At 71.7% G+C, this 26,292-nt stretch carries 23 protein-coding genes; 10 read left to right on the top strand and 13 right to left on the bottom strand.

The annotated features are described in order from the left end of the window. Positions 1-22: 22 nt before the first annotated feature. From ACGFW6_RS09510 to ACGFW6_RS09500, 3 genes are read right to left on the bottom strand one after another with little or no spacing between them, the layout of a single operon-like run. Entirely contained in the window at positions 23-376 is a 354-nt protein-coding gene (locus tag ACGFW6_RS09510) for a UBP-type zinc finger domain-containing protein (RefSeq protein WP_393506398.1), read from the bottom strand. Beyond that, complete coding sequence (locus ACGFW6_RS09505; RefSeq protein ID WP_393506396.1) at positions 373-1,812, bottom strand: ATP-binding protein; 1,440 nt, start codon at positions 1,810-1,812, stop codon at positions 373-375. The genes ACGFW6_RS09510 and ACGFW6_RS09505 overlap by 4 nt, the downstream gene beginning before the upstream one ends. Continuing rightward, positions 1,809-3,485, bottom strand: a complete 1,677-nt coding sequence (locus ACGFW6_RS09500; protein ID WP_393506394.1) for an FAD-dependent oxidoreductase — start codon at positions 3,483-3,485, stop codon at positions 1,809-1,811. The genes ACGFW6_RS09505 and ACGFW6_RS09500 overlap by 4 nt, the downstream gene beginning before the upstream one ends. Before the next feature lie 230 nt (positions 3,486-3,715). On the opposite strand from ACGFW6_RS09500, the gene ACGFW6_RS09495 reads away from it, so the two are divergent. Further along, positions 3,716-4,588: a universal stress protein gene (locus ACGFW6_RS09495; protein WP_393506392.1), complete on the top strand. Its 873-nt coding sequence runs from the start codon at positions 3,716-3,718 to the stop codon at positions 4,586-4,588. Positions 4,589-4,590: 2 nt separating this feature from the next. On the opposite strand, the gene ACGFW6_RS09490 is transcribed toward ACGFW6_RS09495, so the two are convergent. From ACGFW6_RS09490 to ACGFW6_RS09475, 4 genes are all read right to left on the bottom strand, one after another. Next, positions 4,591-5,826 carry a DUF4032 domain-containing protein gene (locus ACGFW6_RS09490; protein ID WP_393506390.1) on the bottom strand — a complete coding sequence of 412 codons (1,236 nt, stop codon included), beginning with the start codon at positions 5,824-5,826 and terminating at the stop codon, positions 4,591-4,593. A gap of 40 nt (positions 5,827-5,866) precedes the next feature. Then, positions 5,867-6,613 (bottom strand): MBL fold metallo-hydrolase, encoded by a 747-nt coding sequence (locus tag ACGFW6_RS09485; RefSeq protein ID WP_393506388.1) that lies wholly within the window; start codon positions 6,611-6,613, stop codon positions 5,867-5,869. A 49-nt stretch (positions 6,614-6,662) separates the two neighbouring features. Further along, positions 6,663-7,877: an acyltransferase gene (locus ACGFW6_RS09480; RefSeq protein WP_393506386.1), complete on the bottom strand. Its 1,215-nt coding sequence runs from the start codon at positions 7,875-7,877 to the stop codon at positions 6,663-6,665. A 108-nt stretch (positions 7,878-7,985) separates the two neighbouring features. Beyond that, a complete protein-coding gene (locus ACGFW6_RS09475; protein WP_393506384.1) occupies positions 7,986-8,612 on the bottom strand; it encodes an alpha-ketoglutarate-dependent dioxygenase AlkB in 627 nt (208 codons plus the stop codon). 162 nt (positions 8,613-8,774) lie between these two features. On the opposite strand from ACGFW6_RS09475, the gene ACGFW6_RS09470 reads away from it, so the two are divergent. From ACGFW6_RS09470 to ACGFW6_RS09455, 4 genes are all read left to right on the top strand, one after another. Continuing rightward, the gene (locus ACGFW6_RS09470) at positions 8,775-9,719 is read left to right on the top strand and encodes a Dyp-type peroxidase (protein WP_393506382.1); all 945 of its coding nucleotides are present in this window, start codon (positions 8,775-8,777) and stop codon (positions 9,717-9,719) included. Positions 9,720-9,845: 126 nt separating this feature from the next. Next, a complete protein-coding gene (locus tag ACGFW6_RS09465) occupies positions 9,846-12,383 on the top strand; it encodes an ATP-dependent Clp protease ATP-binding subunit (RefSeq protein WP_393506380.1) in 2,538 nt (845 codons plus the stop codon). 40 nt (positions 12,384-12,423) lie between these two features. Continuing rightward, positions 12,424-12,618 (top strand): hypothetical protein, encoded by a 195-nt coding sequence (locus tag ACGFW6_RS09460; protein ID WP_393506378.1) that lies wholly within the window; start codon positions 12,424-12,426, stop codon positions 12,616-12,618. Between the two features lie 121 nt (positions 12,619-12,739). Continuing rightward, positions 12,740-15,052 carry an FdhF/YdeP family oxidoreductase gene (locus tag ACGFW6_RS09455; RefSeq protein ID WP_393506376.1) on the top strand — a complete coding sequence of 771 codons (2,313 nt, stop codon included), beginning with the start codon at positions 12,740-12,742 and terminating at the stop codon, positions 15,050-15,052. Positions 15,053-15,073: 21 nt separating this feature from the next. On the opposite strand, the gene ACGFW6_RS09450 is transcribed toward ACGFW6_RS09455, so the two are convergent. The 3 genes from ACGFW6_RS09450 to ACGFW6_RS09440 are packed head-to-tail and all read right to left on the bottom strand — an operon-like array spanning position 15,074 to position 18,178. After that, positions 15,074-15,859 (bottom strand): hypothetical protein, encoded by a 786-nt coding sequence (locus ACGFW6_RS09450; protein ID WP_393506375.1) that lies wholly within the window; start codon positions 15,857-15,859, stop codon positions 15,074-15,076. Between the two features lie 49 nt (positions 15,860-15,908). Further along, a complete protein-coding gene (locus ACGFW6_RS09445) occupies positions 15,909-16,325 on the bottom strand; it encodes a hypothetical protein (protein WP_393506373.1) in 417 nt (138 codons plus the stop codon). Further along, positions 16,322-18,178: a hypothetical protein gene (locus ACGFW6_RS09440; protein ID WP_393506371.1), complete on the bottom strand. Its 1,857-nt coding sequence runs from the start codon at positions 18,176-18,178 to the stop codon at positions 16,322-16,324. The genes ACGFW6_RS09445 and ACGFW6_RS09440 overlap by 4 nt, the downstream gene beginning before the upstream one ends. 235 nt (positions 18,179-18,413) lie before the next feature. Between ACGFW6_RS09440 and ACGFW6_RS09435 the strand changes: the two genes are divergently transcribed. Both ACGFW6_RS09435 and ACGFW6_RS09430 read left to right on the top strand, forming a co-directional pair. Then, positions 18,414-19,043: a TetR/AcrR family transcriptional regulator gene (locus ACGFW6_RS09435; protein WP_393506369.1), complete on the top strand. Its 630-nt coding sequence runs from the start codon at positions 18,414-18,416 to the stop codon at positions 19,041-19,043. A 94-nt stretch (positions 19,044-19,137) separates the two neighbouring features. Continuing rightward, positions 19,138-20,811 carry an FAD-binding dehydrogenase gene (locus ACGFW6_RS09430; protein ID WP_393506367.1) on the top strand — a complete coding sequence of 558 codons (1,674 nt, stop codon included), beginning with the start codon at positions 19,138-19,140 and terminating at the stop codon, positions 20,809-20,811. 22 nt (positions 20,812-20,833) lie between these two features. Here the strand turns inward: ACGFW6_RS09430 and ACGFW6_RS09425 are convergent, their stop codons facing one another. Then, positions 20,834-21,184 (bottom strand): DUF488 domain-containing protein, encoded by a 351-nt coding sequence (locus ACGFW6_RS09425; protein ID WP_393506365.1) that lies wholly within the window; start codon positions 21,182-21,184, stop codon positions 20,834-20,836. Positions 21,185-21,298: 114 nt separating this feature from the next. On the opposite strand from ACGFW6_RS09425, the gene ACGFW6_RS09420 reads away from it, so the two are divergent. Genes ACGFW6_RS09420 through ACGFW6_RS09410 form a run of 3 tightly spaced genes read left to right on the top strand, consistent with a single transcriptional unit; the run spans position 21,299 to position 24,607 of the window. After that, complete coding sequence (locus tag ACGFW6_RS09420; RefSeq protein ID WP_393506363.1) at positions 21,299-22,039, top strand: L,D-transpeptidase family protein; 741 nt, start codon at positions 21,299-21,301, stop codon at positions 22,037-22,039. Positions 22,040-22,091: 52 nt separating this feature from the next. Continuing rightward, complete coding sequence (locus ACGFW6_RS09415) at positions 22,092-22,787, top strand: response regulator transcription factor (RefSeq protein ID WP_393506361.1); 696 nt, start codon at positions 22,092-22,094, stop codon at positions 22,785-22,787. Then, positions 22,784-24,607 (top strand): sensor histidine kinase, encoded by a 1,824-nt coding sequence (locus ACGFW6_RS09410; RefSeq protein WP_393506359.1) that lies wholly within the window; start codon positions 22,784-22,786, stop codon positions 24,605-24,607. Before ACGFW6_RS09415 ends, ACGFW6_RS09410 begins: the two co-directional genes overlap by 4 nt. Positions 24,608-24,638: 31 nt before the next feature. On the opposite strand, the gene ACGFW6_RS09405 is transcribed toward ACGFW6_RS09410, so the two are convergent. Continuing rightward, positions 24,639-24,872 carry a WhiB family transcriptional regulator gene (locus tag ACGFW6_RS09405; RefSeq protein WP_393506357.1) on the bottom strand — a complete coding sequence of 78 codons (234 nt, stop codon included), beginning with the start codon at positions 24,870-24,872 and terminating at the stop codon, positions 24,639-24,641. Positions 24,873-24,978: 106 nt separating this feature from the next. Continuing rightward, positions 24,979-26,196 carry a saccharopine dehydrogenase family protein gene (locus ACGFW6_RS09400; protein WP_393506355.1) on the bottom strand — a complete coding sequence of 406 codons (1,218 nt, stop codon included), beginning with the start codon at positions 26,194-26,196 and terminating at the stop codon, positions 24,979-24,981. Positions 26,197-26,292: the final 96 nt, after the last annotated feature.

The raw sequence follows: 26,292 nt of genomic DNA, 5'->3' as shown, positions 1-26,292 counted from the left end.
TCGAACCGACAGTCCTGAGCGGTCAGGCGCGCAACGTCTTCGCCCAGTCCGCCGGCACCCGCCCCGCCGGCCCCGGCGTCGGCTGGTCCGCCGGATGGCTCGCCGGGGGAGCCAGGTCGGGGCCCGACTCGAACAGCTCGCTGGTGTCGTAGTTCCAGTACCAGCTCTCACCGGGCTCGAAGCTCTGCACCAACGGGTGGCCGGTGTCGCGGAAGTGCGCCGTCGCGTGCTGCGCGGGGGAGCTGTCGCAGCAGCCCACGTGCCCGCACTGCGCACACCGGCGCAGGTGGAACCACCATCCGCCGGCCTCGTCGCACTCCGTGCAGCCGCTGCCGCTCGGCGCCGCGCCGGGATCGATGCCGTTCGCGCTGGTCATGAAGCCTCCTCGGACGTGAACGGAAGGAGCACCCGGAAACGCGTGTCACCCGGCTCGGACTCCACCTGGATCGTGCCGTGGTGCTTGTTGGTCACGATCCGCCAGGAGATGTCGAGGCCGAGCCCGGTGCCCTCGCCCACGGGCTTGGTCGTGAAGAAGGGGTCGAAGATGCGCCCCCGGTTCTCCGCCGGGATACCGACGCCCGTGTCGCGGAACTCCACCAGCAGCCGGTCGTGGTCCGGCGCCGTGCGCACGGTCAGCGTTCCCTCGCCGCCCGCGCTGTTGATCGCCGCGACCGCGTTGTCGATCAGGTTCGTCCAGACCTGGTTGAGCTCCGCCGGGTACGCCGGGATCTTCGGCAGCGTGCGGTCGTAGTCCTTGACGACCTCGATCCGCTGCCCGATCTTGCCCGACAGCATCAGCAGGGTGCTGTCGAGGAGTTCGTGCACATCGGCGTTCTGGAAGGGTGCGCGGTCGAGCTGGGAGTACTGCTTGGCCGCGTCGACGAGATGCGAGATGCGGGTGGTCGAGTCGTTGATCTCGTCCATCAACAGCTCGGTCTCGACGGTGTAGTTGAGCCATCCGATCGCGTTCGGCAGGATCTCGCGGTCCACCGCCGCCGCGACCTGGTCCAGCCAGTCCACGTCGATGCCGGCCTGCACGAAGGTCGGCGCGATCCGCCAGCCCTCCGGGATGTCGTGGTCGTCGAGCCAGTCGGTGACCGCGTCCTCCCGGTCGGCGGCCTCCAGCGGACTGAGCGTCGGCGCCTTGGCGACCCGCTCGGCGGTGCGCTCCTGGAGGTCGATGAGGTTCGCCATCACCTCGGGGGAGTACGAACCCTGGGCGATGATCGCCAGCTTGTGCCGCATCTTGCCGACCCGTTCACGCAGCGTCGCGGTCGCGCGCACGGCCGCCGCGGCGGGGTTGTTGAGCTCGTGCGTGAGCCCGGCCGACAACGAGCCGAGCGCAAGCAGCCGTTCGCGCTGCCCGATGGCCTGCTGGGTGCTCTTCGAACCGAAGAAGAGGCCCTCCAGCAGATGCACCGCCATCGGGAACCACTCCTGCATGATGTCCGCGAACGTGTCCGCGGGCAGCACGAAGAACCGCGTCGGCTCGGTGACGCGCATGGAGTTGTTGTAGACCTGCCGGACCCGGTCGCCCAGGTACGCCTGCATGGACCCGGCGTACACCCCGCGCTGGGACGTCCGGGTCACCTCCACGTCGTCCCCGGCGACCCGCCGGTACAGCACGACCGTGCCCTCGATCATCACGTAGAAGCAGGTCGCCGGGGCACCCTCGGTGTACACGGGCCCGGGCTCGAACCGCTCCACCCGCCCCTCGCCGCACAGCCGGCCGAGCTGCTCGGGGGTCAGCTTCTCGAACAGGAACAGCGACCCGATCTCCGCGGGTTCGCACGGCGACAACTGCCCGCTCATGACTGCTCCAGATAACGGTGGACGAGCATCACGGCCATGGCTCCCTCTCCGACGGCGGACGCGACACGCTTGGCGGAGTCGCAGCGGGCGTCGCCCGCCACGAACACGCCGGGCACATTGGTCTCCAGGTGGTACGGCGGCCGGTCCAGCTCCCAGCCGGCCGGCGGCCGCCCGTCGGCGGTGAGGTCGGGCCCCGCCAGAATGAATCCCCGCTCGTCCCGCAGCACGGTGGCGCCGAGCCAGTCCGTGAGCGGAGCCGCGCCGATGAACACGAACATCCACTGCGCGTCGACGCTCTCGGTCCGCCCGCTGTCCACGTCGCGCAGCGTGAGCTGTTCCAGGTGGCCGGAGCCCTGCGCGGACTCGACGACGGTCCGGGGGCGCACCGAGATGTTCGCCGACTCCTCGATCTGCTGGACCAGGTAGTGCGACATGGACGCCGACAGCGACGCCCCGCGCACCAGCAGGGTCACGGACTTGGCACCCCGCGACAGATACATCGCCGCCTGCCCTGCCGAGTTGGCGCCGCCGACGATGTACACGTCCTGGCCCTGGCAGGCCGGCGCCTCGGTGAGCGCCGAGCCGTAGTACAGCCCGCGGCCGGTCAGGTCCTCACAGCCCGGGGCCTGCAACTGCCGGTAGGACACGCCGGTCGCCAGGATGACGCTGTGCGCGGCGACCGCCGACCCGTCCGAGAACCGTACGATCCGGGCGGAGCCGCTCACCTCCAGTCCGGTCACCTCGCGCGTGGTGAGGATCTCGGCGCCGAACTTGGCCGCCTGCCGCCGCGCCCGGTCGGTGAGCTGGGCTCCCGACACACCGTCGGGAAAGCCGAGGTAGTTCTCGATGCGGGAGCTCTGCCCGGCCTGTCCGCCGGTCGCCGACCGCTCGACCAGCACCGTCCGCAACCCCTCCGACGCGCCGTACACGGCCGCGCCGAGCCCGGCGGGGCCGCCGCCGATGACGACCAGGTCGTAGAAGTCGGCCGTCGGTGTCGTGGCCAGGCCGACCTTGGCGGCCAGCTCGGGGGCCTCCGGTGCCACGAGGGGCGTCCCGTCGGGCGTGACCACCAGCGGCAGCCGCTGCCCGTCACTCCCGGCGGCGGCCAGCAGCCGCTGTCCCTCGGGCTCCTCGGCGGAGTACCAGCGGTAGGGCACCTGGTTGCGGGCCAGGAACTCGCGCACCTCCGAGGAGCGCGCCGACCAGCGGTGCCCGACCACCTTGGTGCTCGGCACCGGTTTGTAGTCGCTGCGCCGCCACGCCTCCAGCAGATCGTCCAGGACCGGATAGAGCTTCTCCTCCGGCGGGTCCCACGGCTTGAGGAGGTAGTGGTCGAGGTCGACCACGTTGATCGCGTCGATCGCCGCGCTCGTGTCCGCGTACGCGGTCAGCAGCACCCGCCGCGCGCCCGGGTACACGTCCAGGGCCTGTTCCAGGAACTCGATGCCGTTCATCTGCGGCATGCGGTAATCGGCCAGGATCACCGCGACGAGATCGCCGCGCAGCTTCAGCTCGCGCAGCGCGTCCAGCGCGGACTCGCCCGATTCCGCGCGCACGATCCGGTGCGACTCGCCGTAGCGCCGCCGCAGATCGCGGGCGACCGCCCGGGACACTCCCGGGTCGTCGTCCACGGTCAGGATGACGGTCCGCGCCGGTTCGGCGGCCTGTGTCATACGTCTCCCACCCCGAGAGTCCGGTGTCAGGGCACGGCGTCCCCGTCGTCACCGGCCCGGTCCTGCCCATCGTATGTTCGATCGCCCCGCTCCGCGCGGGTATGACGGACCCTGCCGGTGTCACCCTCGGCGCGGCCCGGGCGGGCGGGACCACCGGCCTGAAGGGGCCGGGTCGGTGTAGTGAAGACTGGGTCCCACGGATGTGATCGTGACACGAGGAGGCAGCCGGAATGACGCGCCCGATCACCGCAGGGGTGGACGGATCGGAGGAGAGCCTCGCCGGGCTGGCCTGGGCGGCCCGCGAAGCCGTCCGCCGGGGGCTCCCCCTGCGGGTGGTGCACGCATGGCGGTTCCAGCCGCACGACGCGATCGACGCGGGGGACGAGGACACCCAGGCCCAGTGGGTGCGCGACGGGCTGGCCGAGGCGGCTCGCGGCGTCACCGAGCGGCACGCGGGCCTGGACGTGACGACCGACGTCGTCGAGGGCCCGCCCGCCGAGACGCTCGTCGCCGCCGCGGCCGAGTCCGAGATGCTGGTGCTCGGTTCGCGCGGCCACGGCCGGGTCGTCGGGTTCCTGCTCGGCTCCGTCGGACAGCAGGTGATCTCCGGGTCCACGCGCCCGGTCGTCCGGGTACGGGCCGGGGACGAGGCGTCCGGCGAGGCCGCCGGGCGCGAGGTCGTCGTCGGCCAGCAGGGCGATCCGGAGGACAGCGCCGCCGCGCTGGGGTTCGCCTTCGAGACGGCCGCGGCACGTGGCGCGACCGTGCGTGCCGTGCGGGCCTGGACGCTGCCGCCGCTGTTCGCCTACAGCCCGGCCTCCCTGAAGATGCTCGACGAGGCGGGGGGACTGGAGCCGTACGAGAAGCAGGCGCTGGGCGAGGCGCTGGGGCCGTGGCGGGAGCGCTTCCCGGACGTCCCCGTCGTCGAGCACGTGGAGATGGGCAGCGGTGGGCAGGTGCTGCTGTCGGTGTCGGGGCGGGCCCAGCTGATGGTCGTGGGGCGCCGTGTGCACCGTACGGCCGTGGGCGCCCGGATCGGCTCGGTGGCCCACGGCATGCTGCACCTCGCGGACTGCCCGGTGGCCGTGGTCCCGCACGACTGAGGTCAGTCGGACACCGTCGGGCGCAGCGTCTCACGGGCCGTGGGCAGGATGTGTGCGATGTAGTCCTCGACCGCGGTGTCCAGGCCGATGTCGTGCTGCGCCCGCTCGGACAGGTACCAGCGGTGTTCGAGCAGCTCGTGGTAGATCTCGGCCGGGTCCATGGAGCCGCGCAGGTCGAGGGGCACGGCCCGCACGGTGGGCCGGAAGACGTCCCGCACCCACCGGTGCGCGAGCACTTCGGGGCGGGCACCGAGGGGGTCACCCGGGTCGTAGTCGTCCTGGGTGGCCATCCAGCTCTCCAGGTCGTTCAGCAGCCGCCGGGCCTGGTTCTCCTCGGTGTCCAGGCCCGTCAGGCGCAGCAGCTGGCGCTGGTGGTGGCCGGCGTCGACGACCTTGGGCACGAACGTGACCGAGTCGCCGTTCGTGGCGTGGTCGATCTGCATCTCGGCCACGTCGAACCCGAGGTCGTTCAGGCGGCGGATCCGGCGTTCTATGTAGTGGTACTTGCCCGCCGGATAGACGGAGGTGCGGGTCAGCTCCTGCCACAGGCCCTGGTAGCGGGCGCATATCTCGGTGCCGAACTCGATCGGGTCGACGGAGGGGTGCAGCGCCCCGGACGCCTCCAGGTCCAGCAGCTCGCCGCTGATGTTGACCCGGGCGAGGTCCAGGTCGTAGTCGCGCTGGCCCGCGCTGAGCTGCGGATGCAGATCGCCGGTCTCGGCGTCCACCAGATAGGCGGCGTAGGCGCCCGCGTCGCGCCGGAACAGGGTGTTGGACAGCGAGCAGTCGCCCCACGCGAATCCGGCGAGGTGGAGCCGGACCAGCAGCACGGCGAGCGCGTCCATCAGCCGGTGCATGGTCGCCGGGCGCATGGTCGTCTCGAACATCGAGCGGTACGGCTGCGAGCCGCGCAGATGACGGGTGACCAGCACGGACTCCAGCGGGGCGCCGGCGGCGTCGAGGCGGCCGGTGACCACGGCCAGCGGGTCGACCGCCGGGATGCCCAGCCGGTCCAGGTCACGCAGCAGTTCGTACTCGCGCAGGGCCGGGCGCTCGGCGAGCTCCTTGACGGCGATCACCTCGTCGCCGGCCCGGGCGTAGCGCACGATGTGCCGGGAGATCCCGCGCGGCAGCGGGACCAGGACCTCCTCCGGCCACTCCTCCAGCGGCAGCTGCCACGGCAGCTCCAGCAGAAGGGCGGGGTGCTCCGGATTCGTCGCGCTGATCTGGAGTGCCATGGGCCGTTCGTCCTCGCCTCGCGGTGATCGTCAGCTCACCCTAGACGGCGCGCTCCCCGGCCTGCAGAGCGGCTTCCCGCACCGGGCCCCGGTGCAGCGGCCCGTGCCCGGGCAGCAGGACGTCGCCCTTGAGCCCCTCGAACACCGCCAGCGAGGCCACGGCCCGGTCGCGCTCGTGGTGGAACATGTCCGGCAGCAGCTGGGGGCCCTTGATCCGCGAGGTGGGGTGCCCGCTGACCAGAGCGTCGCCCGCGATCACCACGCCGCTGTCGGGGAGGTGGTACGCGCAGTGGCCGTCGGTGTGGCCGGGCGTGTGCACCGGGACGGGACGGCCGGGCAGGTCCAGCGGGCCCGCCGACGGAAACGCCTCGGGGGAGGTCACCGGGACGTGCGCGGTGCCGCCGGAGCGGATCGCGTGGATCGCCCAGGGCAGCACACCCGGCCGCCAGCCGTTGCGCAGGACCGTCCCCACGCTCACCTGGTGCAGGAACTCCCGGCGGGCGTGCGGCACTTCCGCCTCGTGGAGGTACACCGGCGTGCCGTACGTGCCGCGCAGGTACTCGGCGTTGCCCAGATGGTCGGTGTGCGCGTGCGTGATCAGTACGGCCTCGACCGCCTCGGGCGCGCTGCCGACCTCCGCGAGCGAGGCGAGGAGCCTGGCCCGGTCGCCGGGGTAGCCGGTGTCGATCAGCGTGACCGCGTCCCCCTCGGTCAGGATCACCCAGTTCGTGTTGCTGCCGTGCACCAGATAGGTGCCGTCCGCCACTTGCTGCACATCTGCCCGCATGATCGTCCCGCGTGGTGAGGTCCGTGCCCGACGGACACAGCAAAGCAGATCAACGCGCCGGTGTGACCGGGGGGTCCGGACGGTGGACGGGCGGCGCGAGCGCCGGGTCCGGACGCATCCCGAACAGCAACCGCGTCAGCCGCGTCCTGCGCACCACGCCCTCGTACAGCACGGCGATCACCGCCAGCGAACCGGCCACGATCACGGCGTACTCGACCACGATCGGCGCCGGCCAGCCCACCACGCCGTAGGCGAGGGCGACGACGACCGGCTGATGCAGCACGTACACGGGCAGGGCGGCCGTCCCGAGGTAGGCCATGGCGCGTGTGGGCGGCCGGGCCTCGCGGGGCCGGTCCAGCAGCCCCAGGATGGCCACCACCCAGCACCAGCCCGCCGCGCCGAACAGCGCCCGGGTCACCAGCGCGAAGGGACCGGACCCGGTGAACGGGTCGTCCAGCGCCATGAATCCGGGCGCCGTCCCCGCGAACAGGACGAGCCCCGCCGGCCCTGTCGGCACGGCGAGCCGGCGCAGGGCGGCACGGACCCGGCCGTCGTCGGCGAGGGCGTACCCGAAGAGGAAGAACACCAGGTAGGCCCAGCGGTTCCAGCCGGCGAAGCCCTCCTCCATACCGAGGAAGGCGTTGAGCGCGGCGAGCGGGAGTGTGGGGAGCAGGAGCAGCGCCGGGCGCCGCTCGACCGCACGGCCCATCCGCTGAGCCCGTTCGGCCAGCGGCGCCGCGACCGGGGCGAGCAGCAGGCTGAAGGTCAACAGGAGCACGACGAACCACAGATGGCCCGTCTCGAAGTACTCCCCGTCGACGACGAACGGGAAGTCGGCCGCGTCCGGACGGACGGTGAGGAAGCGGAGCCAGAAACGCCCGTACGACTCGTCGTAACCGGGGTCGGCCGCCCGCAGCCGCAGCCACTGGGGCAGCGGGCACATCAGCAGCGTCGCGAGGACCAGCGGAACGCCCAGGCGCAGCAGGCGTTCCCGGGCGAACCGGCTCGCTCCGCGCCGCCGGATCGAGTACCGGGAGCCGAGCCCGGCGACGAGGAACAGCATGGGCATCGCCCACACGACCCCGAGCCCGACGAACACGGTGACGGCCTCGGTCGTCCGGGTGTTCTTCACGTAGAAGTCGTCGTCCGGCGAGAAGACGAGGGCCGAGTGGAAGAAGACCAGGCCGAGGACGACGCACACCCGCAGCGCGTCGAGTTCGGTGCGCCGGGGAGCCGTGGCCGGGAGCTGCGAGGGCGCGCTCATCCGGACAGTGTGGGGCCGGGGCGGGGCCGCGCACAGAGGAAGGGCTGCCTCCGGCACCGTCCGCCGGAGGCAGCCCCCGCGTGCACCGGAGGCGGCCGCCTCTCCGCCTCAGTGCACGCCGTGCGGGCGGAACTGCACGCTGACGCGTGGTCCCGCGGCGCGGGTGGTCTTCGGTATCGAGTGTTCCCAGGTCCGCTGGCAGGAGCCGCCCATCACGATGAGGTCGCCGTGCCCGAGCGGACGTCGTACCGACTCGCCGCCGCGCACCGGGCGCAGCAGCAGATCCCGGGGCGCTCCCACCGACAGGATCGCGACCATGGTGTCCTCCCGCGCGCCCCGCCCGATGCGGTCCCCGTGCCAGGCCACGCTGTCCCGGCCGTCGCGGTAGTAGCACAGGCCCGCCGTGGTGAACGGCTCGCCCAGCTCCTCGGCGTAGTGCGCGGACAGCGTGTCCCGGGCCTCCGCGAGGACGGGGTGCGGCAGGGCGTCGTCGGCCCCGTAGAAGGCGAGCAGCCGCGGTACGTCGACGACGTGGTCGTACATCGTGCGCCGCTCGGCCCGCCACGGCACGTCGGACGCCAGCTGTTCGAACAGCTCGTCCGCGCCGCTGAGCCAGCCCGGCAGGACGTCGATCCAGGCGCCGTGCGAGAGCCGGGTGCGGCGGACTCCCGTGAGGGAGCCGAGCCGCAGCTCGTCGGTCTGGTCGAACAGGGAGCCCTGGAGATGCGTGGCCATGCTCCCAGCGTACTCCTTGAAATCGAAAATGTGTTCCCTTCGGTGGTCGGTCAGGTCCGGCGCCGAACGGGTCGCCGGCCCGCGGGCGTGGTGGACCCCTGCGGTTTCCCCGGTGGCCCTCCACCATGGAGGGGGGATCACGCCCGCTGAGGAGGCCGGATCGTGCTCGAGTCGCAGCCCGTGGTGGTGCCGCCTGCCCGAGCTGCCGTGTTCCTCGTGGTCACCGTCGACGCGGGCGGCGAGGGCACGGTCAGGGACCTGTTGGAGGACGTCTCGGGCCTGCGCCGTTCGGTGGCCTTCCGGGCACCCGCCGACGAGCTCACCGGCTCGGCAGCGTGGGACCGGCTCTTCGACGGCCCTCGCCCGCGCGACCTGCACCCCTTCGTGGAACTGGCCGGCGAACGCCACAGCGCCCCGTCCACGCCGGGCGAACTGCTGTTCCATGTGCGGGCCCATCACATGGACCTCTGCTTCGAGCTGGCGCGGCTGATCGCCGAGCGCCTGACCGGCGCCGGCACGGTCGTGGACGAGGTGTACGCCTTCAAGTACTTCGACGAACGTGACCTGCTCGGCTATGTGGACGGCAGCGAGAACCCGGAGGGCGCGGCCGCGGCCGACGCGGTGTTCGTCGGTGACGAGGACCCTGGCTTCCGGGGCGGCAGCTATGTGATCGTCCAGAAGTACCTGCACGACCTCACCGCCTGGCACGCCCTGCCCGTCGAAGAACAGGACCGGGTCATCGGCCGCAGCAAGCTGGCCAACGTCGAACTGCCCGACGACATCAAGCCCGCCGACTCCCATGTCGCCCTGAACACCGTCACCGACGACAACGGCGACGAGCGGAAGATCGTCCGCGAGAACATGCCGTTCGGCACGGTCGGGGAGCAGGAATTCGGCACGTACTTCATCGGCTATGCCCGCACCCCCGACGTGACCGAGCAGATGCTCAGGAACATGTTCCTCGGCAACGGCCCGGCCGCCCACGACCGGATCCTCGACTATTCGACCGCCGTCACCGGCTGCCTCTTCTACGTGCCGACCGTCACCTTCCTCGACGACCTGCCGCCGGCCCCCGGCGGGGAGGACACGGCGACCGGTCCGGGGTGACCGCATGTCCCCGCGTCACCGTGCGTAGCGCATCAGCACACGGGTCGACTCCGTCCTGTGCTCCGTTTGCAGGGCTCGGACTGCCGCGATTTGGTGGAAGGGACCCTCGATGTCCCAGGAGCTGCCATGTCGATGTCGTCGTTCGGTCTCGGCTCTCCCGACCCCTTCAGCGACATGTTGAACCGTTTCTTCGGCATGTCACCGGCATCCTCGCCACCGGCGGTCCAACGGGTCCCCGTCGGACGGCTGTTGACCGAGTCCTCGCAGGAACTGCTGAACCTCGCCGCGCGGCGCGCGAGGGAGGACGGCACGTCCGACCTGGACACCGAGCACCTGCTGTGGGCCGCCACCCAGGTCGAACCCGCACGCTCCCTGCTCGCCCGCGCCGACGTGAACCCCGACGTCCTGGGGGCCGAGATCGCCAAGATCCTCCCGCACGAGTCGGACGAACCGTCCTCGGAGCCGGGACTGACCCCCGCGGCCAAACGGACCCTCGCCGCCGCCTACGCCCGGTCCCGGGCGGCCGGGGTGTCCTACATCGGCCCCGAGCACATTCTCGGCGCGCTGGTCGCGGACGCGGACACCGGCGCCGCCCGGCTGCTCCAGGCCGAGGGGCAGGACGTCGGCCGGCTGGCGGGAGTCACGGACCAGGCGGCCCGTACCGAGGGGCAGCCCGCGGACCGCGCACAGCAGCCGGCGACGACGCTGGACGAATTCGGCCGCGACCTCACCGAGGAGGCCAAGGCCGGCCGGCTCGACCCGGTGGTCGGCAGGGCCGAGGAGATCGAGCAGACCGTCGAGATCCTTTCCCGGCGCTCCAAGAACAACCCCGTGCTGATCGGCGAGCCCGGGGTGGGCAAGACCGCGATCGTCGAGGGCCTGGCCCAGCGCATCGTCGCAGGTGAGGTACCCGACACGCTCAAGGACAAGAGGGTGGTCGCGCTCGATCTGTCCGGCATGGTCGCGGGCGCGCAGTACCGGGGGCAGTTCGAGGAGCGGCTGAAGAAGGTCATCGAGGACGTCCAGAAGGCGAGCGGCGACATCATCCTGTTCATCGACGAGCTCCACACGGTCGTGGGCGCCGGGGCCACCGGCGAGGGCTCGATGGACGCGGGGAACATGCTCAAGCCCGCCCTGGCCCGCGGGGAGCTCCACGTCGTGGGCGCGACGACCATCGACGAATACCGCAAGTACGTCGAGAAGGACGCGGCACTGGAACGGCGCTTCCAGCCGGTGCTGATTCCCGAACCGAGCGTCGAGGAGACCGTGCAGATCCTCGAAGGGCTGCGCGACGCGTACGAGGCCCACCACCAGGTGCGTTTCGCCGACGGCGCCCTCGCCGCCGCGGCCGAGCTGTCGGACCGCTACATCAGCGACCGCTTCCTGCCCGACAAGGCCATCGACGTGATGGACCAGGCCGGCGCCCGGGTGCGGCTGCGCAGCGCCGGCCGGTCCACCGAGGTCGTCAGCCGCGAGGACCGGATCGCCAAGCTGCGCCGCGAGCAGGACCAGGCCGTGGCCGCCGAGGACTTCGACAAAGCGGCGCGGATGAAGCGCGAGATAGCCCGGGCCGAGGGCGAACTCGCCGGGATCGAGGAACGCCGGGCAGGCGTCGTCTCGGTCACCGACGCCGACATCGCCGACGTCGTCTCCCGCCGTACGGGCATCCCCGTCTCCCAGCTGACCGCCACCGAGAAGGAGAAGCTCCTCGGGCTGGAGGGGCGGCTGCACTCCCGCATCGTCGGCCAGGACGAGGCGGTCACCGCCGTCTCCCGGGCCGTGCGCCGCAACCGGGCCGGCATGGGCGACCCGAACCGTCCCGTCGGTTCCTTCCTCTTCCTCGGCCCCACCGGGGTCGGCAAGACCGAGCTGGCCAAGACCCTCGCCGAGGAGCTCTTCGGCGAGGAGGACCGCATGATCCGCTTCGACATGAGCGAGTTCCAGGAGAAGCACACCGTCGCCCGGCTCGTCGGAGCCCCTCCCGGCTACGTCGGCTACGACGAGGCGGGCCAGCTCACCGAGAAGGTGCGGCGACGGCCGTACAGCGTGGTCCTGTTCGACGAGGTCGAGAAGGCGCACCCCGACGTCTTCAACACGCTGCTCCAGATCCTCGACGACGGGCGCCTCACCGACGGGCAGGGACGCACCGTCGACTTCCGGCACTGCGTCGTGATCATGACGTCCAACATCGGGGCCCACCGGATCCTCGCCCACAAGGGCGATGTGTCCGAGCTGAAGGACGAGTTGACGGAGGAACTGCGGGCGCGCTTCCTGCCGGAGTTCCTCAACCGCATCGACGACATCATCATCTTCCACGGCCTCGCCCAGGAGGACCTGGGGCGGATCGTGGACCATCTGCTGGACCGCAGCGCACGGCGGGTGGAGGCCCAGGGAATGCACCTGGAGGTGACCGAGGCGGCGAAGAAGCTCCTGATCGCCCACGGGCACCAACCGGAGTTCGGCGCCCGCCCGTTGCGCCGCACGATCCAGGCCGAGCTGGACAACCGGGTCGCGGACATCCTCCTCGGGGGCGACGCGGAGCCCGGGGACACCATCGTCGCCGACGTGACGGACGACTCCCTCCACTGCACCGTCCGCAAGCACGCCCCGGAACAGCACGCGGCGGCGGCAGCGGAGGGGAAGGACGGCAACGAGGAGAGCTGACGTCCCAGCACTCCCGGACCCTCGATCGAGGAGGCCGCGCATGACGCACCATCACAAGTCCAACAAGGCCGTCGAGGGCGACTGGGAGCATGGCCACAACAGGGGCATGCCCCGCCGACCCGACGAGGACGAACTCGCGCAGCTCACCGTGAACGAACGAAGGGAAGCAGGGCTGACCGGCGAACCCCCGCAGGGCGCGGAGGCCCCCTACGGCTGGGAGGGAAGCAAGAGCTAGAGACCTGGCGGAACGCGGGGGCGGCCGTCCGACCGCCCCCGGGCCACGGCGACCGTGCCGCCGATGCCTGCTCGCTGCACCTCGCGGGCATCGCGCGCCCGGACGGTGAAGGGTGAGACTCTTGAACGCCTCCCACGACGACGGACGGGCCCCCGAACCCCGGGTCGGGCCCGAGCCCGAGGGCGAACCGCACTTCCGTCCCTACCACCACCCCGCCGCCGGCTGGGGGGCGGCGAAGAGCGTGAGCCGGGTGCTGATGCGTGAGCGCGCGCTCGTGGACGGACCCCGGGCGATCATGCGGATGAACCACGAGAACACCGGCTTCGACTGCCCCGGATGCGCGTGGCCCGACGACACCAAGGGCCTGCACCTCGACATCTGCGAGAACGGCATCAAGCACGTCACCTGGGAGATGACCCCCAAGCGCGTCGACCGTGCCTTCTTCGCCGCCCACTCGGTCACCGACCTGTCCGCGTGGAGCGACTACGACCTGGAGGACCAGGGCCGGCTGACGGAGCCGATGGCCTACGACCCGGAGTCCGACCACTACGTACCGATCAGCTGGCACGACGCGTTCAGGACGGTCGGCGACGCCCTGCGCGCACTCGACGACCCGAACCAGGCCTCGTTCTACACCTCCGGCCGCCTCGGCAACGAGGCCACGTTCCTCTACCAGCTGATGGCCCGCGAACTGGGCACGAACAACCTGCCCGACTGCTCCAACATGTGCCACGAGGCGAGCGGCCGTGCGCTCCAGGCGTCACTGGGCACCGGCAAGGGGACCGTCGACCTCAAGGACTGGGAGACCACCGACGCCCTGTTCATCATGGGCGTCAACGCCGCCTCCAACGCACCGCGGATGCTCACCGCCCTCGCCGAGGCGTATCACCGGGGCGCGCAGGTCGTGCACATCAACCCGCTGGTCGAGGCGGCGGCCACGCGCACGATCGTGCCCCACGACTTCACCGACATGGCCCTGTTCAAGTCCACGCCCACCAGCACCCTGAACCTGCAACCGCGCATCGGCGGCGACATGGCGCTGCTGCGCGGCATCGCCAAGGCCGTCATGGAACAGGCCAAGGCCGACGCCAAGGCGCTGGACCAGGAGTTCATCGACCGGCACACCATCCATTTCGACGCCTACCGCGCGCTGTGCGAGGACACCCCGTGGGCGGAGATCGAGCGCCAGTGCGGGCTGGACCGCGACGACATCCTCAAGGCGGCCCGCGTCTACCGCGAGGCGGACCGCAGCATCGTCAGCTGGTGCCTGGGCGTCAGCCAGCACGAGCACGGCGTCGACACCGTACGGGAGATCGTCAACCTCCTGCTGCTGCGCGGCAATCTGGGACGCGAGGGAGCTGGGCCGTCGCCCGTGCGCGGACACAGCAACGTCCAGGGCAACCGGACCTGCGGCATCGACCACCGGCCCACCGAGGACTTCCTGGACCGGCTCGCACGGTACTGCCGGATCGACCCGCCCCGGCGGCACGGACTCGACACGGTCGGCACGATCCGGGCCATGCACCGGGGCGAGGTGAAGGTGTTCGTCGGCATGGGCGGCAACTTCGCCTTGGCCGCCCCCGACACCCCGTACACCTACGAGGCTCTGCGTCAATGCGACCTCACCGTCCAGGTGAGCACCAAGCTCAACCGGAGTCATCTCGTGCACGGCCGGCGCGCGCTCATCCTGCCCTGCCTCGGCCGGACCGAGAAGGACGACCAGCGCCACGGCGTCCAGAGCACCTCGGTCGAGGACTCGATGAGCATGGTCCATCTGTCCCTCGGCATGAAGCGCCCCGCGTCCAAGCACCTGCTCTCCGAGCCGGCCATCATCGCCGCGATGGCCCGCGCCGCGCTTCCGGACAGCCCCACGCGCTGGGAGTGGTACGTCGAGGACTACGACCGTATCCGCGACACGATGGCCCAAGTCCTGGACGGATTCGAGGACTTCAACCGCCGGGTACGGCTGCCGCTGGGCTTCCGCATCAAGCAGCCCGCGCGCGAACTGGTCTTCCTGACCCCGTCGGGACGAGCCGAGTTCTCCACCGCCCCACTGCCCGACGTGGTCCCCGCGCCCGGCACCCTGGCCCTGGGAACCATGCGCTCCCACGACCAGTGGAACACCACCATCTACTCCGACAACGACCGCTATCGCGGTATCAGCAACCTGCGCACCCTCGTCTTCATGAACGAGGACGACATGCGCGAGCGCGGGATCCTCGAACTCGAACCGGTGGACATCGTCAGCACGGCCAAGGACGGCAGCCACCGCCGGCTCGACGGCTACCTCGCCGTTCCGTACGACATGCCTCGCGGTTGCGCGGCGGGCTACATGCCCGAGATGAACGTCCTGTGCGCGATCGGCGACTACAGCACTCAGAGCGACCAGCCGCTCATGAAGCACGTCAAAGTCACCATCACACGGTCGGCGTGAGCGCGGTGGCGGCGCGTGGCGTCAGCCGGTGGGAGGCTCGCAGGTGGTGTCCGGCGGGCAGAACCAGGTGACCGCCGTGTCGACGAGTTCGCGTTCGGTCTCGTCGGCGTTGTCGGGTCCGTACGCGACGAGCGCGTACCGGTTGCCGTCGCTCGCCTCGAAGCGGTGGTCGATGACGTGCCGAACGGACCCGGTGTCCGACTCGCCGGCGATCTCACTGGCCCGGTACTCGTGCTCGGCCGCGGCGTAGGGGGACGACGAGATCTGGGTCAGCCCGATCAGCTCGTAGCCGTCCAGTTTGGCGCTCTCGACCTGGGCGACCTCGAGCGAGCCGTAGGGCGAGTCCTCCATCACCTGGAAGATCTGAAGTCGGCGCGACCCGTCGGAACTGCGGTAGTTGACGATGTCGATGCCGAACCGGGACGCGCTGCTCTCGCGCGACCAGCCCGTCGGGACCGCGACCCGGAACCCCTCGTCGTCCGGCACCTCCTCGTAGCCGTCGGGCAGGGCGACGGACCCGGAGTCCGTCACGGTGGGGGACTCCTGCGGGAAGGTCCCGCCCGGGTCGGAGCCGGTTTCGGCCGGGGCGCTCTCGCCCTGACTCGTGGTGGCGGGCGGCGGTGGTTCGGGCTCGTCCTTCCAGGCGAACGCCCAGACGCCGAAACACACCCCCACCACGGCGAGCACCACGCCGGTCCGCTCCAGAACGCGCCGCTGACGCGGCAGGTCCAGATACTGGTCCGGGTGGTAGAGGCGCTCGCGGCGGCCTCCCGCCCACTCCTGCCGTTCCCTGTCGTACACCCTCATCGCCGTCGTCCCTCCAGGCTGGCGGCCGTCTGCGCTGTCCGGTCGGCTCTCAGCCGAGTAGCTGGGCGATTGCCTGCACCACGGCGGTCGCCGAGGCCACCGCGCCCGCGGCGGCGGCCTGGGAGCCGAGCCAGCGCCGGACGCCGACCAGCACGCGGGTGAGACGGCCGGACTCCGCCCGGCCCGAGCTCGTGATCTCGGCCTCCAGGCCGACGAGTTCGGCGTGCAGCGCGACGTCCTCCGCCTCCCCGGCGCCCTGCTCGGGCAGTTCGGCGAGCAACTCCCGCACGGTTGCCAGGAGTTCCTGGTGCCGGGCGTCGAGGGTCTGGCCGGTGGTGTTGACCGAGACGGCCCGGCCGTGGCTGCCGGTGGCGATCGAGCCTCCGGACATCGAGCCGATGCTGACGCCGCCGCCCGCGGACGCCCCGCCGGCGGGCGGCTGCGGTGAGGTGTGGTCCTGACTCATGTGAGGTTTCCTTCCTGGCGCGGCAGACCGGTGCCGGGCGCGGGGGAGGTCCGCGAGGACGCCTGACCATGGCTGCCGGTGGCGATCGCGCCGCCCGACATGTCCTTGATGAAGACGCCCCCGCCGCTGACGTGGTAGATGTGCTGTTCGAACTCTTCGGTCCGGTAGCCGTGTTCGCGCAGCGCCACCCGGACACCGCCCGCGATGCGTTCCTGGATGGTCTTGATGTACCGCTCGGCGTCCACCTCCTGGAAGCGCGACAGTTCCTTCTGAGCCGCCAGCGCCCGCAGTGAGAGGCGGGGGACGTCCGGCAGTTCGTCACCGTCGGACCAGCCCGAGGCGATCTCGCGGTACACGCTGCCGAGCGCGCCGATCGCACAGCTCACACCGATCGAGGGAGCGTGCCGCAGCGCTCGCAGGGCCGCGCTGGGCCACTTCTCCGGGAGGCGGTCCACGAGCGCGTCCACGCCCCGGAACTCCTTGCGGACCGGATTCAGTACGTAGGACTCGACCTCCAGGACGAGCATGCCGCCCTGGGTGTGCACGCGCACGAGCACGGTCACGACGAGCTGTTCGTGCCAGGCACCGACCCGGACCCGCAGGAACACCCGCCGGGCCTCCCCGCCTTCGTCGACCGCCTCGGCGAGGTGCGCGGCGATCTGCGCCGGGTCGTACACCGCCCTGCCGCCCTGGCCACGGCCCCGCTGCGTGGCGGCGAAGGCCGCCGCGTCGTCGACGCCGCCGACCTCCACCTGCTCCGCACGCCCGACACCTCCCGGGAGATACAGGAACCGCTCGATCTCCAGGTCCCGCAGGCGGTCGCGGCCCGTGCGGGCGGCGGACTCCCGCAGCTCGATCAGCTGAGGTTCGATCATGTCGAGCGCGGTGCTCGCCGTCAGACGCTCCGTGGTGCGCCGGGTGAGGCCGGTTCCGGCCCCGTTGGCGGCACTGCTCTGCGCGGGAACCTGTCCCGCGGACCCCTCGGGCAGCTTGCGCAGTTCCATCGCGAAGGACCAGCTCTTCCTGAGCGTGCCCAGGCCGACGAACGGGGCCTCCAGGTCGTACAGGGTCACGGGTGCCTGCTGCTCCCGGCGGATGGTGGGCACCAGGTCGTCGTACGGCAGGCCCGGGGGCAGGCCGGGCTGCGTGGCCGTGGGGAACGTCCACTTCGACAGCCACCGGCACAGCGCCTTGCGGTGGCTCGTCTGGTGCTGCCAGCCGATGAGGGTGATCACCAGGGGGAAGAGCGCCGGGTAGGGCGTCTGCGCGGTGCCGTCCACGAGCCCCGCGAGGTAGAGGTACCAGTAGAGGCAGAGGAACAGCACACTGCCCAGTCCGGCGAGCCGGCCCAGACCGTCGGCGGCGCGGGCCACCGTGCCGGGCAGTCCCAGCTCCTTGACGTCCGTGCCCCGTTCGCCGACCGCGGAGGCGAACCACAGCGCGAGCGTGACCAGGGCGTAGAGCTGGGACCAGGGCATCGGGATGCCGCCGGACACGTTCTCCTGGCCCTGGAAGAGCGCGGTGAACACGTCACCGAAGCCCACCTCGGCGTCGTGTCCCCACCGGTCGGACAGGCTGTCCCACACCATGAGGAAGTCCGACAGCACGAATCCGGCCCAGGCCGCGAGCATCAGCAGCGCCGTACGGGTCTCCCTGCGGGCCACGCGCACGGCGTGGGCGAGCACCGGCAGGACGTCCACGCCGAGCGCGGGGGCGACGGGCCGTTCCATGTGGCCGACCAGTTCGTCGAGCACCCGGCGGCGGAAGGTGGCGTCCTGGTAGACACCGGCGCACAGCAGCCGGGTGGCCTCGGTGCGGCTGTAGCGGTCATCGGGAAGGCTTGAGCCCGGCACGGTGCTCCCAGGGGTGTTGACGGTGGTCCAGTCCGGCGTGACGGTAGGCGCCGACGGCGCCGGGCATATGCGGACCGGTTGATCTCTCCTTCGATCCGGTGAACATGCCAGGTATGGGTGGACAGGCACCGATTCGCCAGAAGCGGATCAGGGACAGACCCCTCGGATCGAGGAAAGAACCCTTTGGATACACGGGTGTATCGGATACATTCGCGTATCGAACGGAGGTCCGGCCATGGTGGTGGAGGAAACGACCCGACGCGTCACCAGGCGCCGGGTCCGCACCCGGGCCAATCTGCTGGACGCCGCGTTCGCCGTGTTCGCCGCCAAGGGGTTCGGACGGGTCTCCATCGAGGAGGTCTGTGAGGCCGCCGGCTACAGCAGAGGCGCCTTCTACTCCAACTTCGGCAGCCTGGACGAGCTGTTCTTCGCCCTCTACCAGGAGCGCGCGGACCTCATCGCCGACCAGGTGGCCGGCGCGCTCGCCCTCGACGGGCCCGGCCTGGACGTGGCCGCCGCCGTGGACCGGGTGACCGAGGTACTGCTGCTGGACCGCGACTGGCTGCTGGTGAAGACCGACTTCCTGGTGCACGCGGCACGTGACCCGGCCGTCGCGCGGACCCTGCTGGAGCACCGTGCACGGCTGCGCGGCGCGATCGCCGACCGGCTCGCCCGAGCGCGCGGCCACACCGCACTGCCCGCCGTGCTCGGCGACATCGACGGCGCCGCCCACGCCGTGGTCGCCGCGTACGACGGCGTCACCACCCAACTGCTGCTGGACCGGGACGTCGAGCACGCCCGCGTCTGGCTGGGGCAGCTCCTCACCGCGCTGCTCACCGACGGCAGCGGCGACCCGAGGGGCTAGCCACGGCCGAGACGTCCGGCCGCCGAACCGGCGCACAGCGCCACCACCGTGTACCGAACAGCGCCACCACCAAGTCGAGGAAGGGACGGTCGCCATGGATGCCGACGTCATCGTCGTCGGAGCGGGACTCGCGGGCCTGGTCGCCGCGAGCGAACTGACCAGCCGGGGCCGCAGGGTCGCGCTGGTCGACCAGGAGAACGCGGCCAACCTCGGCGGGCAGGCGTTCTGGTCCTTCGGCGGACTGTTCCTCGTGAACTCCCCGGAGCAGCGGCGCCTCGGCATCAAGGACTCCCTCGACCTGGCGTGGAACGACTGGCAGGGCAGCGCCGGCTTCGACCGGGTCGACGACGAGGACTCCTGGGCGGTGCGCTGGGCCCGCGCCTACGTCGAGTTCGCGGCCGGCGAGAAGCGCGCCTGGCTGGAGACGCACGGCATCAAGTTCCTGCCCACGGTCGGCTGGGCCGAGCGCGGCGACCTGCGCGCCGACGGCCACGGCAACTCCGTGCCCCGGTTCCACATCGCCTGGGGCACCGGCACGGGCGTCGTGGAGCCCTTCGTGCGGTATGCCAAGCAGGCAGCGCGCGACGGACTGCTCACCTTCTACCACCGGCACCAGGTCGACGAGCTGGTCATCGAGGACGGCACGGCGCGCGGAGTGCGCGGGACGGTGCTCGCGGAGGACGACTCGCCCCGCGGAGTCTCCTCCAACCGCGACCACGTCGGCGAGTTCGAGCTCACCGCACAGGCCGTCGTCGTCACCACCGGCGGCATCGGCGCCAACCACGACATAGTCCGCCGCTACTGGCCCGAACGGCTCGGCACCCCGCCCACCGAGATGGTCACCGGCGTCCCCGCCTACGTCGACGGGCGCATGCTCGACATCAGCGCGCAGGCGGGCGTACGGCTGGTCAACCGTGACCGGATGTGGCACTACACGGAGGGCCTGCAGAACTGGGACCCGATCTGGCCCGGGCACGGCATCCGCATCCTGCCCGGCCCGTCGTCCATGTGGTTCGACGCCCTGGGCCGCCGGCTGCCCGACCCGTGCCTGCCGGGCTACGACACCCTCGGCACCCTGAAGCACCTGCGCACCGACGCCGACATCGCCGGGTACGACCACTCCTGGTTCATCCTCTCGCAGAAGATCATCGAGAAGGAGTTCGCGCTGTCGGGCTCCGAGCAGAACCCCGACATCACCGCCAAGGACCGGGCCGGATTCCTGAAGGAACGCGTGCTCGGCAAGGGCGCCCCCGGCCCGGTGGACGCCTTCCTGCGCAACGGCGCGGACTTCGTGACCGCCCCGAACCTCGAACAACTCGTCGAGAAGATGAACCAGTTGACGGACAAGCCGCTCCTCGACGCGGAGACCGTCCGGCGCCAGATCGAGGCCCGCGACCTGCAGATCGCCAACCCGTACAGCAAGGACTCCCAGGTGCAGGGCATCCGCAACGCCCGCCGCTACATCGGAGACCGCCTAGGCCGGGTCGCCACCCCGCACCGCATCCTCGACCCCGCCGCCGGTCCCCTGATCGGCGTCAAGCTGCACATCCTGACCCGCAAGACCCTCGGCGGCATCCAGACCGACCTCGACTCCCGCGCGCTCGGCACCGACGGGACACCGATCGAGGGCCTGTACGCCGCCGGCGAGGTCGCCGGGTTCGGCGGCGGCGGCGTGCACGGCTACAACGCCCTGGAGGGCACGTTCCTCGGCGGCTGCCTCTTCTCGGGCCGCACCGCGGGCCGGGCGGCGGCGCGGCAGACGGCCTGACCGCGGTCCCCGCCCCGCCTCCTCACACCCCCAGGAGGCGGACCAGCACGGAGGCGTGGCTCTGCTCCGGTGTCTTCGACGCCGTCAGCAGGGTCACGTCACCCTTGCCTGCCAGGTCCCGGACATGATCGAGGAGTTCGGCGGCCTCGGGAGTGTCGAGCTCCGCCTCGTAGCGACCGGCGAACTCCTCGTACGACCCCTCGCCCGCGTGATACCAGCGCCGCAGTTCGGTGGAGGGGGTCAGGCCCTTGGGCCATTCGTCCACGTGGGCGGCGTCCTTCGACAGACCGCGCGGCCACAGCCGGTCGACCAGGACGCGCACCCCGTCCTCGGGCTCGGGGGTGTCGTAGACGCGGCGGATACGAACGCTCATGACCGGGCCTTTCCGGGGGGAGGCCGCGCGGGCCGTCGTGCGAGTCTCGGTGGGGGGAACGGGGCACCCGTCGAACCTGACGAGTTCCTCACAAGTGTCGGTCAAGGTCGACCCATGATCACGCACAAGCCCCGTGTCGCACTGCTGGCCGCCTCCCTGCTCCTGACCGGCTGCGGCGGCGGTGCCAAGGCGACGCCGGACCACGAGCCCGCCGCCCCCAGGCCCACGACCGCCACGCCCCTGCCCGACGTCGCCCTGGAGGTGGCGCCGCAGCAACTGCCCGGACTGGGCCCGAAGACCTGGGCCGAGGTGCCCGGCGAGGCCAGGCAGGCCGTCGTCGTGACCGGCGAGGGCCGCGACTCGGCGGAGTCGACGGTCGTGCTGTACGAGCGCAGCGACATCGGCTGGGAGGCGGGCGCCCGGTGGCCCGCGCACAACGCCCTGCGCGGCTGGACCGGCCACCACCGCGCCGGCGACCTGCGCTCACCCGTCGGGGTCTTCACGCTCACCGACGCCGGGGGACTGCTCCGCGACCCCGGTACCCGGCTGCCGTACGACCACGGCGTCGGCTTCACCGCGACCGGCACCGGATTCGAGGGCGAGCCGCTCGCGGGCTCCTTCGACTACGTCATCGCCATCGACTACAACCGCAGGCCGGGCACCACGCCCCTGGACTGGACCCGCCCGCTCGGCGCCGGACGCGGCGGCGGCATATGGCTCCACGTGGACCACGGCGGCCCCACCCAGGGCTGCGTCAGCATCTCCCGTGAGCACATGCGCCGGCTGCTGCGCGCGCTGCACCCCGACCGGCATCCCGTCGTCGTCATGGGCGACGCCGAGGCACTGGCCCGCTGAGTCCGCCCACCACTGCTGCCGAGTCCACCAACGACCGCTTAGGATCCGCCGCGTGTGCGCACATGTGCTGGTCGCCGAGGACGACGAGATGCAGGCCGAACTCATACGCCGCTCCCTGCTGGCGGAGGGGCACACCGCCACCGTGGTCCACGACGGGTCGGCCGCCCTGGACGCCGCCCGGCGGCTCAGGCCCGACCTCGTCGTGCTGGACCTGATGCTGCCGGTGATCGACGGCTACGGGGTGTGCCGGGTGCTGCGCCGGGACGACGACATCCCGGTGCTGATGCTGACGGCCCGGTCGGCGGAGGACGATGTCCTGCTCGGCCTGGAACTCGGCGCCGACGACTACATGACCAAGCCGTACAGCCCGCGCGAGCTGATGGCCCGCGTCCGTACGGTGCTGCGCCGCGGCGGCCGCGCCGCCGGGCGGCGGGAGGACCCCGTCGTACGGGCCGCGGGGATCGCCGTCGACTCCGAGCGGCACGAGGTGCACTGCGACGGGGCGGCGGTGGAGTGCACACCGGCCGAGTTCGAGATCCTGCTGGCCATGGTCGCCGAACCCGAACGGGTCTTCTCCCGGCGGCAGTTGCTGGAGTGCACCCGCGGCACCGACCGGGCGTCCACCGAGCGGGCCGTCGACGTCCACATCATGAACCTGCGCAAGAAGATCGAGGCCGACCCCCGCAGCCCGGTACGGCTGCTGACCGTGTTCGGCGTCGGGTACAAGCTCAGCGGCGGCCGGGCATGACGCGGCCCGTACCGCTGCGCAAGCGGCTCCTGGTACGGCTGCTGATCGCCTCGGTGCTGATCGCCGTGTGCTCGGTGGCGGCGACGGCCTGGCTGGCGGTGGAGACCACCACCCGGGCCCTGCGCGAGGAACAGGGACAGGTCCTCGCCGAGGACATGGACGTCCTCGCCCGGCTCAGCGGGTACGCCGCCACCCACCCGGACTGGAAGGGCGTCGAGAGGACGATCCGCGAGCTGTCCGCGCGCACCGGCCGCCGTATCGCCCTCACCACCACCGACCGCACGGCCATCGCCGACTCGGCCCCGCCCGGCACCTCCCTGCCGCCGCGCGCCGCCGCCACCGTCGACCCTCTGCACATCGACACCTACACGGAGCGCGGAGCGCAGCGCGGCGGCGTCGACCCCCGGGTCGTGGGCCCGTACCGGGTGACCGACCGGGAGCGGGCCGAGCTGGAGAAGCTCGCCGGAGCACGGCAGCGGTGCTTCGCCCGCAACGGCTACGAGGCCACCGTCGTGCAGACCCCCAGCGGCCGGCCGGTGGTCACCGACCACGACGGGCCGGTCGCGGGTGGAGTCGTGCCCGACGAGTGCGCCGACGGCCTGCTCAACACCCCGACCCCCACCGAGAACAAGGCCCTGTCCGAGCTGTCGGAGCGCGCCCGGAAGTGCCTCGACCGGCGCGGGCTGAGCGCCCGTGCGCAGGAATTCGTCGCGGTCGACGTGACCGAGAAGCCGCTCGGCACCCGCTACCTCCCGGGAAAGACCAAGGGAATGGACGACCGCGCGGCCGCGCGGGAGGCGGACCGCTGCGTCGACGAGGCACGCCGGGCCCAGCTCGACCGGTATGTGGCCCCCGTGGCCGAGCTGTTCCTGGGCGGCGGCGACACGACCGCCGTCCGCTTCGACATGTCCCCCGCGAACAAGGCCAAGGTCGTCGGTGCCGCCGGACTCGTCCTGGCGGTCACCGTCGCCGTCACGGCCGCCGTCGCCACCCGGCTCGTCCGGCCCCTGCGGGCGCTCACCGCGGCCGCCCAGCAGCCCCCCGAACGGCACGCACGGGTGCCGGTCACCACCCGCGACGAGACCGGCATCCTCGCCGCCGCCTTCAACGAACTCGCCGAGCGCCGGGAGCGGCTGGAGGCCCAGCGCAAGGCGATGGTCAGCGACGTCGCCCATGAGCTGCGCACCCCGCTCACCAACATCCGCGGCTGGCTGGAGGTGACCCGCGACGGTGTCGTCGACCCGGATCCGGCCCTGCTCGCCTCCCTGCACGAGGAGGCCCTCGTCCTCCAGCGGGTCATCGACGACCTCCAGGACCTCGCCGCCGCGGACGCCGGCACGCTGCGTCTGCACCGCGAGCCGGTCCGCGCGGACGAACTCCTCGACCAGGTCGCCGCCGCCCACCGCGTGGCCGCCGACACGGCCGGCGTCACCCTGCGCACCGCGGCGGACGGCACCCCCTGGCTGGATGCCGACCCCGTCCGGATGCGTCAGGCTCTCGGAAACCTCGTCTCCAACGCCCTGCGCCACACACCGGCCGGCGGCACCGTCACGCTCGCCGCGCGGAGCGACGGCGACGACGTCGTCCTCGACGTCACCGACACGGGAACCGGCATCGCCGCCGAGGACCTGCCGTACGTCTTCGACCGGTTCTGGCGTGCCGAGAAGTCCCGCAGCCGGCGTACCGGAGGCAGCGGGCTCGGCCTGCCGATCGTCCGGCAGCTGGTCGCCGCGCACGGGGGCACGGCCGGCGCGGCGAGCGAGCCCGGCGCCGGATCCGTGTTCCGTCTTCGGTTGCCGGGAGCGGCCGCGCCCGTGTGAGGGCGGCGGACTCCCGGGCCGCCGGCGCCCGTCATCCGGCCCGTTGCCGCAGAGCCCGCCGCTCCGCCTCGCTCGTGCCGCCCCATATGCCGATGAACTGGTCCATGTCGAGTGCCCAGCGCAGGCACTGGTCCCGGACCGTGCAGCGCCGGCAGACCGCCTTCGCCTGCTCGGTCTGCAGCACGGTCGGACCGGACGTGCCGATCGGGTAGAAGAGGTCGGGGTCCTCATGGCGGCAGGCGGCGTGGTCTCGCCAGTCGTCCATCAAAGTCACCTGCGATCGTCGAACGTGCCCTCGGTGGATGCATTACTCGTTTTCGAGTCGCCTGTCGATGCGCAAGTGAAACCCGGTCGGACACCGGCGAATCCAGTCACTGTTCGCGCATGCCCCACGGAGAGCCGTACTCGGTCAGCAGATCCAGGAAGGGCCGGGCCGGGAACGCCTCCGGGCCGAGCACACCGGCACCCGACCAGGCGCCGGCGGAGAGGAGTTCGAGGGCGACGACGGGATTGACGGCCGTCTGCCACACCACGGCCTGGGAGCCGTACTCCTTCATCGACCACTGGTTGTCCACCACGTGGTACAGGTACACCTCGCGCGGCGCGCCGTCCTTGACGCCCCGGACCCAGGTGCCCGCGCAGGTCTTGCCGTGCATCCGCTCGCCCAGCGTCGCGGGGTCCGGCAGACACGCGGCCACGACGTCCCGGGGCGAGACCCGCACCGGTCCGCCGGCGCTGGGCACGGTCACCGGCTCGGTGCGGTCCAGACCCAGCAGGTGCAGCGTCTTCAGGGTGCTGATGAACTCCTCGCCCAGGCCGTACTTGAACGTCACCCGGCGCGCGTCGACCCAGCGCGGCATCAGGAGCACCTCCTCGTGCTCGACGTTCACGCACTCGACCGGGCCGATGCCCTCGGGGAAGTCGAACACCTCGGGCTCGCTGAACGGCTCGGTGGTGAACCAGCCGCGGCCCTCCTCGTAGACGACCGGCGGGTTGAGGCATTCCTCGATCGTCGTCCAGATGCTGAAGGACGGGGCGAAGTCGTAGCCGTCGACGGTCAGGTTCGCGCCGTCGCGGACCCCGAGCTCCTCGATCTCGTCGAAGAGCTCGTCGGCGGCGTACCGGGCGAACACGTCCGACAGCCCGGGCTCCACACCCATGCCGACCAGCGCCAGCTTCCCGGCCTTCTCCCAGTCCGCCGCCTGCTCGAACTGGCCGTCGCCCAGCTTGACCCCGCACTCCTCGTACGGCCGCTCCGGATGCGGGTGCGACAGCGACATCGCCATGTCGACATAGGTGGCCCCGGTGGTGCGCGCGGCCTGGAACAGCGGCATCACGAACCGCGGGTCGGTGGCGTTGAGGAGCACGTCGCACGTGTGCCGCTCCAGCAGCGCGGTGACCGCCGCCTCGTCGCTCGCGTCGACGCGCTCGGCGCGGAAGCGGGCGTCGCCGTGGAGGGCCGCGACGGCCGCCTCGGCGCGCCCGAGGTCGTAGTCGGCGACCACCATCGCCTCGAAGAACGGACGGCGGGCCGCGATCCGGGTGATGGCGGTACCCACACCGCCGGCACCCACGAGCAGTACACGCATGACAAGACTCCCTCGGCTGCAGGTCTACGACGTGGTGGGGCCCCGCCTCAGATACAACGCCCGCCGCTCACGTAAGGTCAATGGCGTTGGCATAAG

This window comes from Streptomyces sp. Y7 (genome assembly GCF_043195415.1).
Taxonomy (GTDB): Bacteria; Actinomycetota; Actinomycetes; order Streptomycetales; family Streptomycetaceae; genus Streptomyces.
The sequence above is the reverse complement of the archived record's forward strand: the minus strand, read 5'-3'. Positions and strand labels throughout refer to the sequence as shown.

Excerpts from the sequence above, each read along its gene's own strand:
- ACGFW6_RS09510 (WP_393506398.1), bottom strand. The coding sequence starts at position 376 with ATGACCAGCGCGAACGGCATCGATCCCGGCGCGGCGCCGAGCGGCAGC.
- ACGFW6_RS09505 (WP_393506396.1), bottom strand. The coding sequence starts at position 1,812 with ATGAGCGGGCAGTTGTCGCCGTGCGAACCCGCGGAGATCGGGTCGCTG.
- ACGFW6_RS09500 (WP_393506394.1), bottom strand. The coding sequence starts at position 3,485 with ATGACACAGGCCGCCGAACCGGCGCGGACCGTCATCCTGACCGTGGAC.
- ACGFW6_RS09495 (WP_393506392.1), top strand. The coding sequence starts at position 3,716 with ATGACGCGCCCGATCACCGCAGGGGTGGACGGATCGGAGGAGAGCCTC.
- ACGFW6_RS09490 (WP_393506390.1), bottom strand. The coding sequence starts at position 5,826 with ATGGCACTCCAGATCAGCGCGACGAATCCGGAGCACCCCGCCCTTCTG.
- ACGFW6_RS09485 (WP_393506388.1), bottom strand. The coding sequence starts at position 6,613 with ATGCGGGCAGATGTGCAGCAAGTGGCGGACGGCACCTATCTGGTGCAC.
- ACGFW6_RS09480 (WP_393506386.1), bottom strand. The coding sequence starts at position 7,877 with ATGAGCGCGCCCTCGCAGCTCCCGGCCACGGCTCCCCGGCGCACCGAA.
- ACGFW6_RS09475 (WP_393506384.1), bottom strand. The coding sequence starts at position 8,612 with ATGGCCACGCATCTCCAGGGCTCCCTGTTCGACCAGACCGACGAGCTG.
- ACGFW6_RS09465 (WP_393506380.1), top strand. The coding sequence starts at position 9,846 with ATGTCGATGTCGTCGTTCGGTCTCGGCTCTCCCGACCCCTTCAGCGAC.
- ACGFW6_RS09460 (WP_393506378.1), top strand. The coding sequence starts at position 12,424 with ATGACGCACCATCACAAGTCCAACAAGGCCGTCGAGGGCGACTGGGAG.
- ACGFW6_RS09450 (WP_393506375.1), bottom strand. The coding sequence starts at position 15,859 with ATGAGGGTGTACGACAGGGAACGGCAGGAGTGGGCGGGAGGCCGCCGC.
- ACGFW6_RS09445 (WP_393506373.1), bottom strand. The coding sequence starts at position 16,325 with ATGAGTCAGGACCACACCTCACCGCAGCCGCCCGCCGGCGGGGCGTCC.
- ACGFW6_RS09435 (WP_393506369.1), top strand. The coding sequence starts at position 18,414 with ATGGTGGTGGAGGAAACGACCCGACGCGTCACCAGGCGCCGGGTCCGC.
- ACGFW6_RS09430 (WP_393506367.1), top strand. The coding sequence starts at position 19,138 with ATGGATGCCGACGTCATCGTCGTCGGAGCGGGACTCGCGGGCCTGGTC.
- ACGFW6_RS09425 (WP_393506365.1), bottom strand. The coding sequence starts at position 21,184 with ATGAGCGTTCGTATCCGCCGCGTCTACGACACCCCCGAGCCCGAGGAC.
- ACGFW6_RS09420 (WP_393506363.1), top strand. The coding sequence starts at position 21,299 with ATGATCACGCACAAGCCCCGTGTCGCACTGCTGGCCGCCTCCCTGCTC.
- ACGFW6_RS09410 (WP_393506359.1), top strand. The coding sequence starts at position 22,784 with ATGACGCGGCCCGTACCGCTGCGCAAGCGGCTCCTGGTACGGCTGCTG.
- ACGFW6_RS09405 (WP_393506357.1), bottom strand. The coding sequence starts at position 24,872 with ATGGACGACTGGCGAGACCACGCCGCCTGCCGCCATGAGGACCCCGAC.
- ACGFW6_RS09400 (WP_393506355.1), bottom strand. The coding sequence starts at position 26,196 with ATGCGTGTACTGCTCGTGGGTGCCGGCGGTGTGGGTACCGCCATCACC.